At 73.0% G+C, this 13543-nt stretch carries 15 protein-coding genes; 8 read left to right on the forward strand and 7 right to left on the reverse strand.

Going from position 1 to position 13543, the window contains the following annotated elements; all coding sequences use genetic code 11:
- Window positions 1-131 precede the first annotated feature (131 nt).
- A complete protein-coding gene (locus ACZ6ZR_RS35555) occupies window positions 132-557 on the forward strand; it encodes a PPOX class F420-dependent oxidoreductase (RefSeq protein ID WP_465649642.1) in 426 nt (141 codons plus the stop codon).
- A gap of 34 nt (window positions 558-591) precedes the next feature.
- Window positions 592-1191: a flavodoxin family protein gene (locus tag ACZ6ZR_RS35560; protein WP_465649644.1), complete on the forward strand. Its 600-nt coding sequence runs from the start codon at window positions 592-594 to the stop codon at window positions 1189-1191.
- Window positions 1192-1222: 31 nt separating this feature from the next.
- Here ACZ6ZR_RS35560 and ACZ6ZR_RS35565 read toward each other — a convergent pair whose 3' ends face one another.
- Complete coding sequence (locus ACZ6ZR_RS35565) at window positions 1223-1954, reverse strand: aquaporin (protein ID WP_465649645.1); 732 nt, start codon at window positions 1952-1954, stop codon at window positions 1223-1225.
- 174 nt (window positions 1955-2128) lie between these two features.
- Here ACZ6ZR_RS35565 and ACZ6ZR_RS35570 point away from each other — a divergent pair, with 174 nt between their 5' ends.
- The gene (locus ACZ6ZR_RS35570) at window positions 2129-2899 is read left to right on the forward strand and encodes a MerR family transcriptional regulator (RefSeq protein WP_465649647.1); all 771 of its coding nucleotides are present in this window, start codon (window positions 2129-2131) and stop codon (window positions 2897-2899) included.
- 2 nt (window positions 2900-2901) lie between these two features.
- Here ACZ6ZR_RS35570 and ACZ6ZR_RS35575 read toward each other — a convergent pair whose 3' ends face one another.
- Window positions 2902-3942 (reverse strand): helix-turn-helix domain-containing protein, encoded by a 1041-nt coding sequence (locus ACZ6ZR_RS35575; protein WP_465649649.1) that lies wholly within the window; start codon window positions 3940-3942, stop codon window positions 2902-2904.
- Between the two features lie 148 nt (window positions 3943-4090).
- Here ACZ6ZR_RS35575 and ACZ6ZR_RS35580 point away from each other — a divergent pair, with 148 nt between their 5' ends.
- On the forward strand, window positions 4091-4564 hold the full coding sequence (locus tag ACZ6ZR_RS35580; RefSeq protein ID WP_465649651.1) for a rhodanese-like domain-containing protein: 474 nt from the start codon (window positions 4091-4093) through the stop codon (window positions 4562-4564).
- A gap of 244 nt (window positions 4565-4808) precedes the next feature.
- Here ACZ6ZR_RS35580 and ACZ6ZR_RS35585 read toward each other — a convergent pair whose 3' ends face one another.
- Entirely contained in the window at window positions 4809-4931 is a 123-nt protein-coding gene (locus ACZ6ZR_RS35585) for a hypothetical protein (RefSeq protein WP_465649653.1), read from the reverse strand.
- A 9-nt stretch (window positions 4932-4940) separates the two neighbouring features.
- Between ACZ6ZR_RS35585 and ACZ6ZR_RS35590 the strand changes: the two genes are divergently transcribed.
- From ACZ6ZR_RS35590 to ACZ6ZR_RS35600, 3 genes are all read left to right on the forward strand, one after another.
- On the forward strand, window positions 4941-5270 hold the full coding sequence (locus ACZ6ZR_RS35590; protein WP_465649655.1) for a hypothetical protein: 330 nt from the start codon (window positions 4941-4943) through the stop codon (window positions 5268-5270).
- 196 nt (window positions 5271-5466) lie between these two features.
- Entirely contained in the window at window positions 5467-6069 is a 603-nt protein-coding gene (locus ACZ6ZR_RS35595) for a SigE family RNA polymerase sigma factor (RefSeq protein WP_465649657.1), read from the forward strand.
- Entirely contained in the window at window positions 6066-7448 is a 1383-nt protein-coding gene (locus tag ACZ6ZR_RS35600; RefSeq protein WP_465649659.1) for a hypothetical protein, read from the forward strand. Before ACZ6ZR_RS35595 ends, ACZ6ZR_RS35600 begins: the two co-directional genes overlap by 4 nt.
- Window positions 7449-7509: 61 nt before the next feature.
- Here ACZ6ZR_RS35600 and ACZ6ZR_RS35605 read toward each other — a convergent pair whose 3' ends face one another.
- Window positions 7510-9009, reverse strand: a complete 1500-nt coding sequence (locus ACZ6ZR_RS35605; protein ID WP_465649661.1) for an aminopeptidase P family protein — start codon at window positions 9007-9009, stop codon at window positions 7510-7512.
- Window positions 9010-9160: 151 nt separating this feature from the next.
- Window positions 9161-10513, reverse strand: coding sequence for a PP2C family protein-serine/threonine phosphatase (locus tag ACZ6ZR_RS35610; protein ID WP_465649663.1), 1353 nt, complete (start codon window positions 10511-10513; stop codon window positions 9161-9163).
- Window positions 10514-10955: 442 nt separating this feature from the next.
- On the opposite strand from ACZ6ZR_RS35610, the gene ACZ6ZR_RS35615 reads away from it, so the two are divergent.
- Window positions 10956-11666, forward strand: a complete 711-nt coding sequence (locus tag ACZ6ZR_RS35615) for a bifunctional DNA primase/polymerase (protein WP_465649665.1) — start codon at window positions 10956-10958, stop codon at window positions 11664-11666.
- A gap of 156 nt (window positions 11667-11822) precedes the next feature.
- Here ACZ6ZR_RS35615 and ACZ6ZR_RS35620 read toward each other — a convergent pair whose 3' ends face one another.
- Both ACZ6ZR_RS35620 and ACZ6ZR_RS35625 read right to left on the reverse strand, forming a co-directional pair.
- Window positions 11823-12809, reverse strand: a complete 987-nt coding sequence (locus ACZ6ZR_RS35620; protein WP_465649667.1) for a DUF5926 family protein — start codon at window positions 12807-12809, stop codon at window positions 11823-11825.
- Window positions 12810-12942: 133 nt separating this feature from the next.
- Window positions 12943-13461: an ATP-binding protein gene (locus tag ACZ6ZR_RS35625; RefSeq protein WP_465649669.1), complete on the reverse strand. Its 519-nt coding sequence runs from the start codon at window positions 13459-13461 to the stop codon at window positions 12943-12945.
- Window positions 13462-13543: the final 82 nt, after the last annotated feature.

Below are 13543 nucleotides of genomic sequence, written 5' to 3' on the forward strand. Positions count from 1 at the left end.
GGGGGCCGATCGGTCGGGTGACGGTGGGGTGGGGTCGCCTGCGGCGGGCTTGCGGGGTGAGGCGCGGACCGGTGGTGTCCGACCGGCGTGCCGGTGTGGGGCCCGGCCGCCGGTTCGGCCACCATGGGGCCATGCCTCAGATGACCGAGCCCGAGTGGCGTGCCTTCCTCTCCGCCGGGACCCGGACCGGCAAGCTGGCCACCGTCCGGGCGGACGGCAGCCCGCACGTGGCGCCGGTCTGGTTCCTGCTGGAGGGCGGGGAGCTGCTCTTCAACACCGGCGCGGAGACGGTGAAGGGGCGCAACCTGGCGCGGGACGGCCGGGCGGTGGTCTGCGTGGACGACGACCGGCCGCCGTTCGACTTCGTCACCGTCCGGGGAAGGGCCGAGCTCAGCGAGGACCTCGAAGAGGTGCGGTACTGGGCCGGCCGGATCGCCGCCCGGTACATGGGGGAGGAGCGGGCCGAGGAGTACGGGGCGCGCAACGGGGTGCCCGGTGAGCTGCTGGTCCGGATCGCGATCGAGAAGGTGGTCGCGGTGGCCCGGGTGGCCGACTGAGCACCCGCGTGGGCGGCCTCAGTACGATCACCCGATGACCGCAACTTCTGCCGGATCCGATGCCCCGGAGACCGGGCTGACGGACCGTCGCTTCCTCTTCCTGCTCGGCTCCGTCCGGACGGACGGCAACTCCGAGCAGCTCGCCCGGCTGGCCGCCGAGTACCTCCCGGCCGGCGTCGAGCAGACCTGGCTGCACCTGGCGGACCTCCCGATGGAGCCCTTCGCCGACGCCCGGCACACCGGCGACGGCACCTACCCGCCGCTCACCGGCAACGCCCTGACCCTCTTCGAGGCCACCGCCCGGGCCACCGACCTGGTGATCGTCTCCCCGCTCTACTGGTACACCCTCTCCAGCAGCCTCAAGCTCTACTTCGACCACTGGTCCGGCTGGTTCCGCGTCCCGGGCTCCGACTTCCGCGCCCGGATGCGGGGCACCACCCTGTGGAGCGTCACCTCGCACTCCGGTGAGCGCTCCGACGTGGACCCGCTGATCGGCACCCTGAGGCTCACCGCCGACTACATGGGCATGCCCTGGGGCGGCGCCCTGCTCGGCAACGGCACCCGCCCGGGCGACGTGCACCGGGACGAGCTCGCCCTCGCCGAGGCGAAGGCCTTCTTCTCGTCGGCTGTCTGACGACCTGACGGCCTGACGACCTGACGACCGCTCAGCCCCGCAGGTCGGGGACGAGCTCGCGGGCGTCGTCCGGGGCCCGGTGGCGGGGCCGGCCGAACAGCGCCGGGACCAGGGCCAGGCCGAGGACGGCGCCCGCGGCCTGGGCGAGTACGAAGGCGGGCACCGAGGACGGGGCGATGCCGGTGTAGGTGTCGCTCAGGGAGCGGGCCAGGGTGAGCGCGGGGTTGGCGAAGCTGCCGGAGGAGACGCCCCAGCAGGCGGCGGCGATCCAGGCGGCCACCGCCACCGGGGCGTAGTGGCCGCGGCCGATCCGCAGCAGGCCGAAGACCAGCAGGACCAGGCCCCCGGTGGCCACCGCCTCGGCCAGCCACAGGTGCGGGCCGGCGAGCGGCTGCGAGGAGGCGGCCAGCACGGGCTGTCGGTGCATCAGATTGGCCAGCGCGGCGCCCGCCACGCCGCCGAGCAGCTGGGCGAGGACGTAGCCGCCCAGCTCGCGCAGGGTCAGTCCGGTGCAGCCGCGCCGGTCGGTCCACCAGGCGGCGGCCGAGACCAGCGGGTTGAAGTGGGCGCCGGAGACCGGCCCGAGCAGGGTGATCAGCACGGCCAGGGCCAGCACCGAGGCCAGCACGTTGGCCAGGAACTGCACGCCGCCGTCGGAGCTCAGGGTGGTGGCCCGGATGCCGGAGCCGATCAGGACGGCGGCCAGGACGGCGGTGCCGAAGGCCTCGGCGGCGAGCCGCCTGGGCAGGGAGGGTGTGGTCATGCGGTCATGGTCGGGGCGGATCCGGCGGTCGGACAATAGGGCGGTAGGCCAAGGTCAGACGCCTTTCGCGGGCTCCGCTCGGAGACTCGTACGGCGTGCGCCCGCGCGTACCGGCTTGACCCTCACGCGACGTGAGGGCGGAGGCTGGGGCCAGTGAAGGAGGGAGTGGCCGAGATGGGCGGAGAGTACTCGGTGGGGCAGGTCGCGGCCGTCGCGAAGGTGACGGTGCGGACCTTGCACCACTACGACGGGATCGGCCTGCTGTCGCCGTCCGGGCGGACCCCGGCCGGCTACCGGCGGTACCGGGACGAGGACCTGGACCGGTTGCAGCAGATCCTGTTCTACCGCGAACTCGGCTTCTCCCTCGAGGAGATCGCGACCATCCTGGACGACACCTCGGCGAGTCCGGTCGAGCACCTGCGCCGTCAGCACGGGCTGCTGCAGGACCGGATCGGCAGGCTCCAGGAGTTGGCCGCGGCGGTCGAACACGCCATGGAGGCGAGCAAGATGGGCATTCAGCTGACCCCGGAGGAGAAGTTCGAGGTCTTCGGCCAGGACTACCAGGAGAGTTGGGAGGGCGAGGCCGAGCAGCGCTGGGGCGACACCGACGCCTGGAAGGAGTCCCAGCGCCGGACCGCCCGCTACAGCAAGGAGGACTGGGGCAGGCTCCAGCAGGAGCAGGCCGCGCTGAACGAGCGCCTGGCTGCCGCGATGAAGGCCGGGGTGGACCCGGGCAGCGCGGACGGCAGGGCGTTGGCCGAGGAGCACCGGCTGCAGATCACCGGTGCGTTCTACGACTGCGGTCACGAGATGCACCGCTGCCTCGGCGAGATGTACGTCGCGGACCCGCGCTTCACCGCGACGTACGAGAAGGTGGCCCCCGGTCTCGCGCACTGGCTGCGGGATGCCATCGTCGCCAACGCGGATGCCCACAAGGCGAGTTGAGGTCAGGCCACGCCCCGGCCGAAGGCCCGGCGGTAGGCGGTGGGGGAGGTCCGCATGGTGCGGCCGAAGTGGTGCCGGAAGGTCGCGGCGGATTCGAAGCCGACGGCGGCGGCGATCTCCTCCACCGTCCCCTCCGGGGACTCCAGCAGCGACAGGCTGGCGGCGATGCGCTGGGTGATCACCCAGCGCATCGGGCTGGTGCCGTTGCGGGCGGTGAAGTGCCGCAGGTAGGAGCGGTCCGACATCCGGGCGGCCTTGGCCAGCCGGGTGATGGTCAGCGGGGTGGCCAGGTGGTCGAGGGCCCACTGCATGGAGCGGGCGATGCCGTCGTCCTCCTCCTCCACCGGGAGCACCGTGGCCTCGATGAACTGGGCCTGCCCGCCGTCCCGGTGGGGCGGGACGACGAAGCGGCGGGCCACCGTGTTGGCCACCTTGGCGCCGTGGTCGCTGCGCACCAGGTGCAGGCAGAGGTCGATGCCGGCCGCGCTGCCGGCACTGGTGAGCACCGAGCCGTTGTCCACGTAGAGCACATCGGGGTTGACCTGCACCGAGGGGTGGCGCTGCTGGAGCAGCTCGGCATACCGCCAGTGGGTGGTGGCCTCCCGGCCGTCCAGCAGCCCGGCGGCGGCCAGCGCGAAGGCGCCGGAGCAGATCGAGACGATCCGCGACCCGCGCTCGTGCGCGGTGCGCAGCGCGGCGACCAGCCCGGGGGAGACCTCGCCGCTGAAGGCGTTGGGCACCCCGACCACCATCACGGTGTCGGCGGCGGCCAGCTCGTCCAGCCCGTGATGGGCCATCAGGGAGAAGCCGCCGACCGCGCCGAGCAGCTGCCCGGGCCGGTCGGCGCAGATCTTCAGCCCGTACCAGGGTGCGGCCAGCAGCCCGGCCAGCTCCGGCCTGGCCAGGCCGAACACCTCGACCACCACGCCGAGTTCGAACGGGGCCATGCCGTCGAAGGCGTACACCGCGATGGTGTGCACCGGCTCGGGGCGGGGTCCGATGCTGACCTGCACGGGACGGGGGGAGGGGGTGTGGGCGGCCATCGGAGCTCCTGGCGCGGCGGTACCGGGGGTACGGGCTTGGCGGGATCTTGGCGAGTGTAGTCGTGGGCGCCACTGTCGGGGGCAGGTGTCCGGATCGGAAGATCGTCTCGTCGGAAAGAGCGCACAACAGCCCACCGGGAGCCCGCAGATGACCACTGTCACCACCTCCGAGACCACCGCGGCCTACAACGGTTCGCTCGGCGCCACCGTCTCCCCCGAGCGGGCCTTCGCCTTCCACGCCGAGCGCCTCGGCTGCCAGGCCGACCCGGCCGACGTCTGGTACGCGATGCGGGACGGCAGGCAGGACTTCACGATCCTGGACGTCCGCGCCGAGGGCGCCCACCGCAAGGCCCACCTGCCCGGTGCGATCAGCCTCCCGATCGCCGACATCACCCCCGAGCGGGTGGCCGAACTCCCGCCCGGCCTGCTGGTGGTCTACTGCTGGGGCCCCGCCTGCAACGGCTCCACCAAGGGCGCGATGAAGCTGGCCGCGCTCGGCCGCGAGGTCAAGGAGATGATCGGCGGCCTGGAGTACTGGGTGCGCGAGGGCTGGCCGACCGAGGGCCGCCGCCCGATCGACCCCGCCAGCGCCACCCCGAACGACCTCGGGCTGGTGTGCTGACCTGCGGTTCTGTCCCGCAGGAAAAAGTATTGAAGTCACCTGCAACCCCCTGGGGGGATGCACGTCTATCAGGGTGAGAGCAAGGGGAGCCGGGAGACGGCCCAACCCGGCGGCTCTCGCCCAATGACGAAGCATCACACCGCCCAGGGAGACCTGCATCATGAGCGCGCCCGGTTTCCGCCGTTTCGCGAAGGACATCACCATCTCGCCCGCCGTTCTCGCGTCGGTCGGTCGGCCTGGCGGTTCAGGCGCCGGTGACGGCGAAGGGGAAGGGCATCGCGTCCGCGTTCATCGGACTCGCCCAGGACAGCCCGGTGCAGGTCGGCGGGGGCCAGGTCGCGTTCCAGGTGGTCTGGACGAACAACACGCCCACCGTGTGGCGAAGGTGAACGGCAGCCTGGAGCGCAAGGGCCCGAACGGCTGGGTGAAGGGCGTGCTGACCCAGGCCATCGACGGGCCCACCTTCGGGGCCCGGGCGGATGTGCTCGGCACCTCCGCCGTGCAGCAGGTCCAGGTGGTCGACGCGCACCGCCCGACCGCCGCGCTGGTCGGCATGCCCGTCTTCGAGCCCGGTCAGGAGGAGTTCAGCCTGGAGATCGGCAACCCGACCGGCGCCCGGATCGCGAAGGCCGCCCCCACCGTGCGGGTGGTCGAGAAGAAGGACTCCGTCGGTGACCAGCACCTCAGCGCCCCGGTCAAGTTCTGACCACGAAACGGAATCAGTGCCACCGGGCGTCGGCCCCCACCGCGCCCGGTGACACAATCGCGCGGGTCGTCAGTCGTACAAGAAGGCCTTTCATTGTGGCGTCTCCGCTCGTCGGAGCCGTGGCGCCTCGGGGGAAACGGATGAAGAGCGCATGTCCATAGCGATCGCACCTGCTCGGGGGTTCTCCGGGAGGGGTGTGCTCAGGGGGTTCTGGAAGCTGCTGTTCGGCGCGGAGGCCGCCGAGCCGTACTCCTCCTCCGAGACGAGTACGAATCTGCGAGTGGTCCGCAGCGGTGGCGCCGGTGGCGCGGACCGGCCGACGTTGACGGAGCTGTACCACGCGCACCGGTTGGGTCTGGTGCGGATGGCGATCCTGCTGGTGGACCGTCAGGACCTGGCCGAGGACGTGGTGCAGGACGCTTTCGCGGCGTTGTACCAGCGGCATGGCGAGAACCTGGACGACCTCGACAACGCGTTGGGCTACCTGCGGACCTCGGTGGTGAACGGTGCGCGGTCGGTGCTGCGCCGCCGTAGGACCGCCCGCGACTACGTGCCGCCGCATGAGGCGGATGCCGCTTCGGCGGAGGAGCAGGCGGTGCTGAACGACGAGCACCGCCGGGTGTTGGTGGCGCTGAAGGAATTGACTCCACGTCAGCGTGAGGTGCTGGTGCTGCGGTACTGGTCGGACTTCTCGGAGGCGCAGATCGCCGAGACCTTGGGGCTGTCCCGGGGTGCCGTGAAGTCGACCGCGAGCCGGGCTCTGGACGCCCTGGAGAAGCAACTGGAGAAGGCCCGATGACCGAGAAGCCGAGCGATACCGACCGGCTCGAGTCGCCGACCGAGCAACTGCTGCGGGCAGCCCTGGCCGCCCGCGCGAACCAGGTCACCGCACACAGTCTGCGGCCGGCGGAGCCGCCGACCCGCCGTACGCGCAAGGTGCGTCCGTTCCACGTGGTCACCACCATCGCCATGTTCGGCCTGGCCGCCAGCCTCGCCATCGGCGTCCTGAACGTCGGCGGGCACAACGTCGCCAACCGCGACGAGGCCCCGCCGGCCGCCACCGTCTCCGCGACGCCGTCGCCGTCCGACAGCCCGTCACCGAGCCCGTCCCCGTCCCCGTCCGAGACGCCCACCTCCTCGCCGTCCTCCTCGGGCTCCTCCGACGCCGAGGGCCTCGAGACCGGAGCCGCCTCCCCGTCCGGCTCCGCGAGTGTCCCGGTCACCACGCCGTTCACCTTCAACGGCGTCAAGTTCCAGCTCCCGGCGGGCTGGACCGCGAAGCCGAAGGACGGTGGGTCGAGTGCCTGCATCGCCAGCCCGAACCCGCCGACGACGAACAACGTCTCCGACTGCCTGCCGTACGGCATCTACCTGAGGACCTACGACACCGACGAGATCGTGCACGACGCGACCTGGCCGACCGAGGCGGACCTGGACAGCAACGGTGGCTGGTCCCACCAGCCCGGCTGTTACTCCTGGACCAACCCGCACACGCTGGGCTCCGACGGCCAGGTCGAGACGCAGCAGCAGCTGCGGGAGGAGCACCAGGCCGTGACCCTGGCCGGCCGGGCCGCCACCAGGAGAACCTGGGACGTGAAGTGCGCCTCGGGAGACACCTTCACCGCCCGGATGTGGGGGCTCCGGCAGGAACAGGTCTTCCTCGTGGCGAACGGACTGTCGGACAAGTACGAGCAGGACCTCCAGACGATCCTCGCCGGGATGGACGTCTCCACCCGGCCCGCCGTGAAGCGGACCGGCGAGGTCTCCTACAGCTGGTCGGCCGACCCGGGGTGCAAGGAGACCTGGGTGAAGGACGGCTTCGACAACGACATCGACAACCTGGTGCGGATGGCGAAGGCGGGTGACGTCGCGGGGCTCGCCGACCAGTACCGGAAGACCCCCGGCGTGACCCCGGAGATGGTGGCCGCGCAGCAGGAGCTCTGGAAGCGGCCCGAGGTGCTGCCCCAGCTGGCCGCGGTGCTCGGACGGACGCACTTCGCCAAGACCGGCGGCCGGACATACCCGGCCTTCACCGTCAGCTCCCAGGCGGGCTGTGCCCTGGAGAAGGAGGACCTGAAGGCGCTGGGCGCGGCCAAGGCCACCGACTACAAGGGCGTCCGCACCTCGTTCACCACGAACGGCAGGATCTACCTCTGGCAGGGCGTCACGCTCGGCTGACCGCACGCCGGAGGGGCGGTACCCGTTCGCGGGTACCGCCCCTCCGGCGTGTGACGCGGCGTCAGCCGGTGAGGCGGGCCATCCAGGCCTCGACCTCGTCGGCCTGGCGGGGGAGGCCGGCGGAGAGGTTCTCGTTGCCGTCGGCGGTGACCAGGATGTCGTCCTCGATGCGGACGCCGATGCCGCGGTACTCCTCGGGGACGGTGAGGTCGTCCTGCTGGAAGTAGAGGCCGGGCTCGACGGTCAGGCACATGCCGGGGACGAGGTCGGCGTCGACGTACTCCTCGCGGCGGGCGTGCGCGCAGTCGTGCACGTCGAGGCCGAGCATGTGGCCGGTGCCGTGCAGGGTCCAGCGGCGCTGGAGGCCCAGCTCCAGGACCTTCTCGACGTCGTACACCGAGGAGTCGATCAGGCCCCAGGCCAGCAGGCGCTCGGCCAGCACGCGCTGGGCGGCGTCGTGGAAGTCGCGGAACCGGCCGCCCGGCTTCACCGCCGCGATGCCCGCCTCCTGGGCGTCGTAGACGGCGTCGTAGATCTTCCGCTGGAGCGGGGTGAAGGTGCCGTTGATCGGCAGGGTGCGGGTGACGTCGGCGGTGTAGAGGGTGTGGGTCTCCACGCCGGCGTCCAGCAGCAGCAGCTCGCCGGGGCGGACGTCGCCGTCGTTGCGGACCCAGTGCAGGGTGGTCGCGTGCGGGCCGGCGGCGCAGATGGAGCCGTAGCCGATGTCGTTGCCCTCGACCCGGGCGCGGCGCCAGAAGGTGCCCTCGATCCAGCGCTCGGAGGTGGCCACGGCCTGGCCGAGCTCGCGGACCACGTCGGTGAAGCCGTTGACGGTGGAGTCGCAGGCGGCGCGGAGCTGGGTGATCTCCCACTCGTCCTTGACCAGGCGCAGGCCGCTGAGGAAGGTCTTGAACTCCTCGTCCTTCTCCTCCACGGTCAGCTCGGCGAGCGCGGCCTCCAGGCCGGCGTCGTAGCGGCGGACCAGCCGGGTCGGGGCGGCCGGGGCGGCCTGGAGCTCCTCGACGGCCTTGCGGACGTCGCGGCAGGGCAGGCCGAGCAGCTGCTCGGCCTCGGTCAGGCTGTTGCGGCGGCCGACCCAGAGCTCGCCGTTGCCGTCCAGCCAGAACTCGCCGTTCTCGCGGTCGGAGCGCGGCAGCAGGTAGAGGTGGAAGTCGTGGCCGCCGCCCTCGCGGGGCTCGCCGACCAGGATCGCGTCCTCGGTCTGGTCGCCCGTCAGGTGGACGTACTCGCTCGCGGCGCGGAAGGAGTACTCGGTGTCGTTGGCGCGGGTGCGCAGGTTCCCGGCCGGGACGACCAGGCGCTCGCCGGGGTAGGCGGCGGAGAGCACGGCGCGCCGGGCGGCCGCGTACGGCGCCTGGGCCACCGGCTCCAGGCCGCGCAGCTCGGTGTCGGCCCAGCCGGACTTCATCGAGGCCGCCAGCTCGTCGGAGATGTCGCCGTACAGGCCGTTCTTGCGGCCCTTGACCGGCTGCTCCTCGGCGTCCTCGCCTGCGGCACCTTCGGGGTTCTCGGCTGCCGCCGGGCTGCGGTCCTCGGTCACTACGTCGCCTCCTTGCGATGTGGTCCCGCCTCGGCGCGTCGGATCGCGACGCACGTGGGCGGCCGTCGGCCCCCATGGTACGGATCGCCACCGAACGGCTGAGCGGGCACCGTCAGGAGGATCGACCAGCCGGAGCGCGGGGACGACGCGCTCAGTCGAACCGGGCGGCCAGCAGCACCAGGTCGTCGGTGCCGCCGTCCGGGCCTGCGGTGGCCAGCAGGTGGGCGCAGAGCCGGTCCGGATCGGCCCGCACCTCCCGGGGCGCGTCGGCGGCGGCCCGGCGCAGCGCGTTCTGCCCGGCGTGCAGGGTGGGGCCGCAGCGGCGGGCCAGGCCCTCGGTGTAAAGCACCAGCACGTCGCCGGGCGCGGCGTCGATCTCGACGCCGGGCGCCTCCCAGCAGCTGAGCATGCCGAGCGGGGCGGAGAGCGAGGTCTCCACGAACTCGGCGCCCTGACGGGTCACCAGCACCGGCGGGCAGTGCCCGGCCCCGGCCAGGGTGATCCGGCGCTCCTCGGGCTGCACCCAGGCGTAGAGCGCGGTCGCGGTCCGGGCCGGTTCGGTGGTCTTGAGCAGCAGCTCCAGGTCGCCGAGGACGGAGACCGGGTCCTCGCCCTCCAGCACCGCGTACGCCCGCAGCGCGGCGCGCACCCGGCCCATCGCGGCGGCCGCGCCGGGCGCGGAGCCGGGGCCGGCGCCCAGGCCGTCGCCGGCCACGCTGCCGACGGTCAGGCCGAAGGTGCCGTCGGGCAGCGGGATGGCGTCGTACCAGTCGCTGCCGGCGGAGCGGTCCAGCGCGGCCGGCAGGCAGCGGGCGGCCATCCGCAGGCCGGCGCCGACCGGCAGGCGGTCCGGCAGCAGGCCCCGGCGGAGCGCCTCGGCCTGCTGCTGGGCCCGGTCCTGGTCGAGCTGACGGGCCAGCAGTTCGGCGGCGAACTCGCAGTACCGGTGGGCCAGCAGGCGGCGGCCCGGGTCGGGCTCGGCCGGCTCGTCGTAGAACCAGACGGCCGCGCCCAGCGGTCCGTCCTCGGGGGTGGTCAGCGGGAGGGCGAAGCAGGCGCCCAGGCCCAGCTGCCCGGCCACCTCGCGGAACCGCGGCCCGGCCGCCGGGTCCTCGGCCAGATCGCTGATCAGCAGCTGCCCGGGCTCGCCGGGATGGCTCAACAGCCCGGCGAACGGGCCGTGTTCGGCCGGGACGGTCTCCAGCGCGCCGAGCTCGGCCCGGTCCAGGCCGAGGCCGACCGGCCGTCCGGCGCCCCGGGCGGTGGTGGTGATCAGGCCGCGCCGGGCGCCGAGCAGGGCGGCCCCGGAGGCCAGCACGGTGGCCAGGGTGGCGGCCAGGCCGCGGGCCCGGGTGAGCAGTTCGGTGTGCTCCTGGAGCACCGTGAGATCGGACAGCTGTCCGGCCAAACGGTCCTGCAGGTCGGCCGTTCCGCTGGTGGCCAGGAAGCCGAGGTCCGGCAGCACGGCGATGGTCGCCGCTGCCGGTGGCTTGGCGTCGGTCATGTCCCAACTCCCCACACATTGGTACGTGTCACGCAGGACCCTCAGGACCGCCCAAAAGGATTGCTATGTCACTACTCGGCATCAATCCACCACTTGTACACAGGCCGAAAGGGGCATGTCCAGAATCGGGACAAGGCCGGATGGCTGGTTCTCTCCCGCTCCCACCTGCCCGGACGCCGCTCCCGGGCGGGTGCCGGAGGTGCTCCGGACCGGGCCGCTGCGGCCGACGGTCCGTCAGGTGCCGTCGGTGATCGTAGGGTTCAGCCGCCCGCGGTCCGACCGGGCCGGGCGTCACTCACCCGTACGGTGGAACCGGAGGCTCCTGAGGAGCGTCCGTCCGGTCGTATGCGGGATTCTCGTTCCGGGGCCACCGTGGCCCAGGCCCCGCCCTGGCCTGCTCGGGTCCGGAAGCGGCCGTGGAAGCGGAAAGGAACGAGCGCCGATGCCATGGTCACGTCCCCGACAGGGCACCACCCGGGGTCACGGTCCCGCTGCCGGCCGGGTCTGGCTGCGCTGGCCGGGCAGCCGGCGCCGGGGCAGGGCCGCGCTGCGCGGGGCCGCGCTGGAGGCCGCCGCCCGCGGCTGGCCGGTGCTGCCGGGCGCGCACCAGGCTCCGGGCCGGCCCGGAGCCTGTTCCTGCGCCGACCCGGGCTGTCCCTCGCCCGGCGCGCATCCGCACGATCCGCCGCTGGTGGCGGCCACCACCGATGCCCGGATGGTGAGTTGGTGGTGGGAGCGGCGCAGTCCGGACGCCCCGGTGCTGCTGGCCACCGGGCGGACGGTCAGCGCGGTGAGCGTCCCGGCCAGGGCGGGGGCGCGGGCGCTGGCCTGGTTCGACCTGATGGGCCTGCCGGTCGGCCCGGTGCTGGCCGGGCAGGGGCGGTACCTGCTGCTGGTCGCGCCGTACTCGCTGGCCGAGTTGGGCGAGCTGCTGGCGGAGCAGCCGTGCGTGCCGGGGGCGATGCGCTACCACGGGCCGGACGGGTACCTGGTGCTGCCGCCCTCGCGGACCGGGTACGGTACGGGCTCGGTGCGGTGGGTCCGGCCGCCGGTCGGGGACCGGCCCTGGCTGCCCGAGGTGGGAGGCCTGCTCGGCGCGCTGATCGCGGCGAGTTCGGCTGACGCCGCCTCAACTTCCCTCGGGAAACAGTGAATCCGGCCGCTGGCGACGGGGGATGCACCAGCGACCGGACTGTTTAAATGGTAACAAAGATCCTCGTCCGCGCCAATTTGTCCAAGGACTCTGTCACCTGGGGTTTCTCCCCCAGGGCGGCGAATGTGACCGGAGTCACTTCGCCGCCACGGACCTTCAGCTGAGGGTCACCTGACGGTTCACCAGGTTGGCCCGGGCCTTGCGCTCCTCGACGGTCAGCGGGGCCCCGTCGGCCAGCGCCCCGGCCAGCCGCTCGGCGAACGCGGCGGCGGGCGCCTCGCAGTCGGCGGCGGTCATCGACTGCGGCAGGTCCCAGACCGGAACGGTCAGGCCGTGCGCACGGAACGAGCCGACCAGCCGGGTGTCCTCGCCCAGCGAGGACTCGCCGGCCGCGTCCAGCCGGGCCAGCGCGTCCAGCAGCTGCTCCTCCGGCACCGTCATCACCCAGCGCAGGTGGTTCTTGTCCGGCGCGGCGCACCAGTACGAGGACGGCACGCTGGAGATCTTCTCGGTCGGGATGGCCGAGGCGTTGGCCCGCTCCAGGGAGGCGGCCACCTCGCCCTCGGCGGCCTCGGCGTCCTCCAGCCAGAACTCGAAGCCGGTGAACACCTCGGGGGTGAACTCGGCCTCCAGGTCCAGCAGTTCCTGCAGACGGCGGCCGCCGGCCACGGTCCGGCGGGCCGGCACCGGGGAGCCCGGCGTGGTGGCCAGGGCCAGCTCCAGGGCGTCCGCCAGGTCACGGCTCAGGTCACCGGAGGAGGACTGGGTCTGCAGGCCCAGCAGGATCGAGCCGTCCGGGCGGCGCAACGCGGGCCAGGCCAGCGGCAGCACGGTGGCCAGGGTGACGGACGGGACCGGCCCCTCGGCGGTGTCGGCCACGCCCTTGGCCAGGGTCAGCGGCACGGTGGCGGCGGGCACCAGCTCGCGCAGCGCGACCCAGTCGGCCTCGCCGGGCAGGCCCTCGAACGGGCGGTGCACCAGCTCCTGGACGGCGTGCGCGGCCTCCCGGCCGTGACAGGCCTTGTACCGGCGGCCCGAGCCGCAGGGGCAGTCCTCACGGGCTCCCACCACGGGGATCTCACCCGAGGTCGGGGTGGTGGACGGACGGCGCTGCGGCGACTTCTTCGCGGCCTTCTTGGCCATGGTGCGGCTCCCGGTACGGCGACTGGCTTGCCCTGGAAGCCTACTGAGCTTTCGACGGGTGCCGCGTCCATGTCGTGCCGCCCGGCCCCGAAGGGCGTCGCGCGGCGCGGCGGACGGCGCGGCGGACGGACCGTCAGGCGGTGCGCGCGCCGCGGTCCGGGTGCAGCGCCAGCGCGGCCCAGACCGTCACCTGGCCCGGGGTGTCCCGGACTCCCCAGTCGATGGCCAGCCGCCCGACGATGGCCAGGCCGCGGCCGCCGCGAGCGGTGAGCGAGGGGCGGGCCGGGAGCGGACGGGTGGTCGCGCCGCCGTCGGTGACCTCCAGGGTGAGCGAGCCGTCCCCGGGCAGCTGCCAGTGGACCGTCACCCCTTCGGGTTCGCCGTCCTCGCCGCGCCCGGCGCCGACCAGGACCGGAGCCGGGTAGCCTCCCGGCGCGTCGTCCTTGAGGTCGGCCAGCCGGCCCAGCGGGCGGGCGTACCGACAGGAGTTGCTGAGCAATTCGGACAGGATCAGGACAGCGTCGTCGATCACCGTCTCGTCCACCGAGCGGTCACCCAGATCGCTGCGCAACCGGCGTCGTGCCGCTCCGACTCCGGCGGGCCCGTGCGGCACCGCCATGGTCGATGAAGTCGGCACCTCGTGTGCCATCATCAACGCCACCCCCGGACCTCCTTCAGCATTCGCCGAGGGATGGATGCCCCTTGGTAATGCGTCGGAAACGGGCGTTCATCGA

Source organism: Kitasatospora sp. NPDC088742, from assembly GCF_055584905.1.

Excerpts from the sequence above, each read along its gene's own strand:
- ACZ6ZR_RS35560 (WP_465649644.1), top strand. The coding sequence starts at position 592 with ATGACCGCAACTTCTGCCGGATCCGATGCCCCGGAGACCGGGCTGACG.
- ACZ6ZR_RS35580 (WP_465649651.1), top strand. The coding sequence starts at position 4,091 with ATGACCACTGTCACCACCTCCGAGACCACCGCGGCCTACAACGGTTCG.
- ACZ6ZR_RS35625 (WP_465649669.1), bottom strand. The coding sequence starts at position 13,461 with ATGATGGCACACGAGGTGCCGACTTCATCGACCATGGCGGTGCCGCAC.
- ACZ6ZR_RS35575 (WP_465649649.1), bottom strand. The coding sequence starts at position 3,942 with ATGGCCGCCCACACCCCCTCCCCCCGTCCCGTGCAGGTCAGCATCGGA.
- ACZ6ZR_RS35600 (WP_465649659.1), top strand. The coding sequence starts at position 6,066 with ATGACCGAGAAGCCGAGCGATACCGACCGGCTCGAGTCGCCGACCGAG.
- ACZ6ZR_RS35620 (WP_465649667.1), bottom strand. The coding sequence starts at position 12,809 with ATGGCCAAGAAGGCCGCGAAGAAGTCGCCGCAGCGCCGTCCGTCCACC.
- ACZ6ZR_RS35570 (WP_465649647.1), top strand. The coding sequence starts at position 2,129 with ATGGGCGGAGAGTACTCGGTGGGGCAGGTCGCGGCCGTCGCGAAGGTG.
- ACZ6ZR_RS35610 (WP_465649663.1), bottom strand. The coding sequence starts at position 10,513 with ATGACCGACGCCAAGCCACCGGCAGCGGCGACCATCGCCGTGCTGCCG.
- ACZ6ZR_RS35555 (WP_465649642.1), top strand. The coding sequence starts at position 132 with ATGCCTCAGATGACCGAGCCCGAGTGGCGTGCCTTCCTCTCCGCCGGG.
- ACZ6ZR_RS35565 (WP_465649645.1), bottom strand. The coding sequence starts at position 1,954 with ATGACCACACCCTCCCTGCCCAGGCGGCTCGCCGCCGAGGCCTTCGGC.
- ACZ6ZR_RS35615 (WP_465649665.1), top strand. The coding sequence starts at position 10,956 with ATGCCATGGTCACGTCCCCGACAGGGCACCACCCGGGGTCACGGTCCC.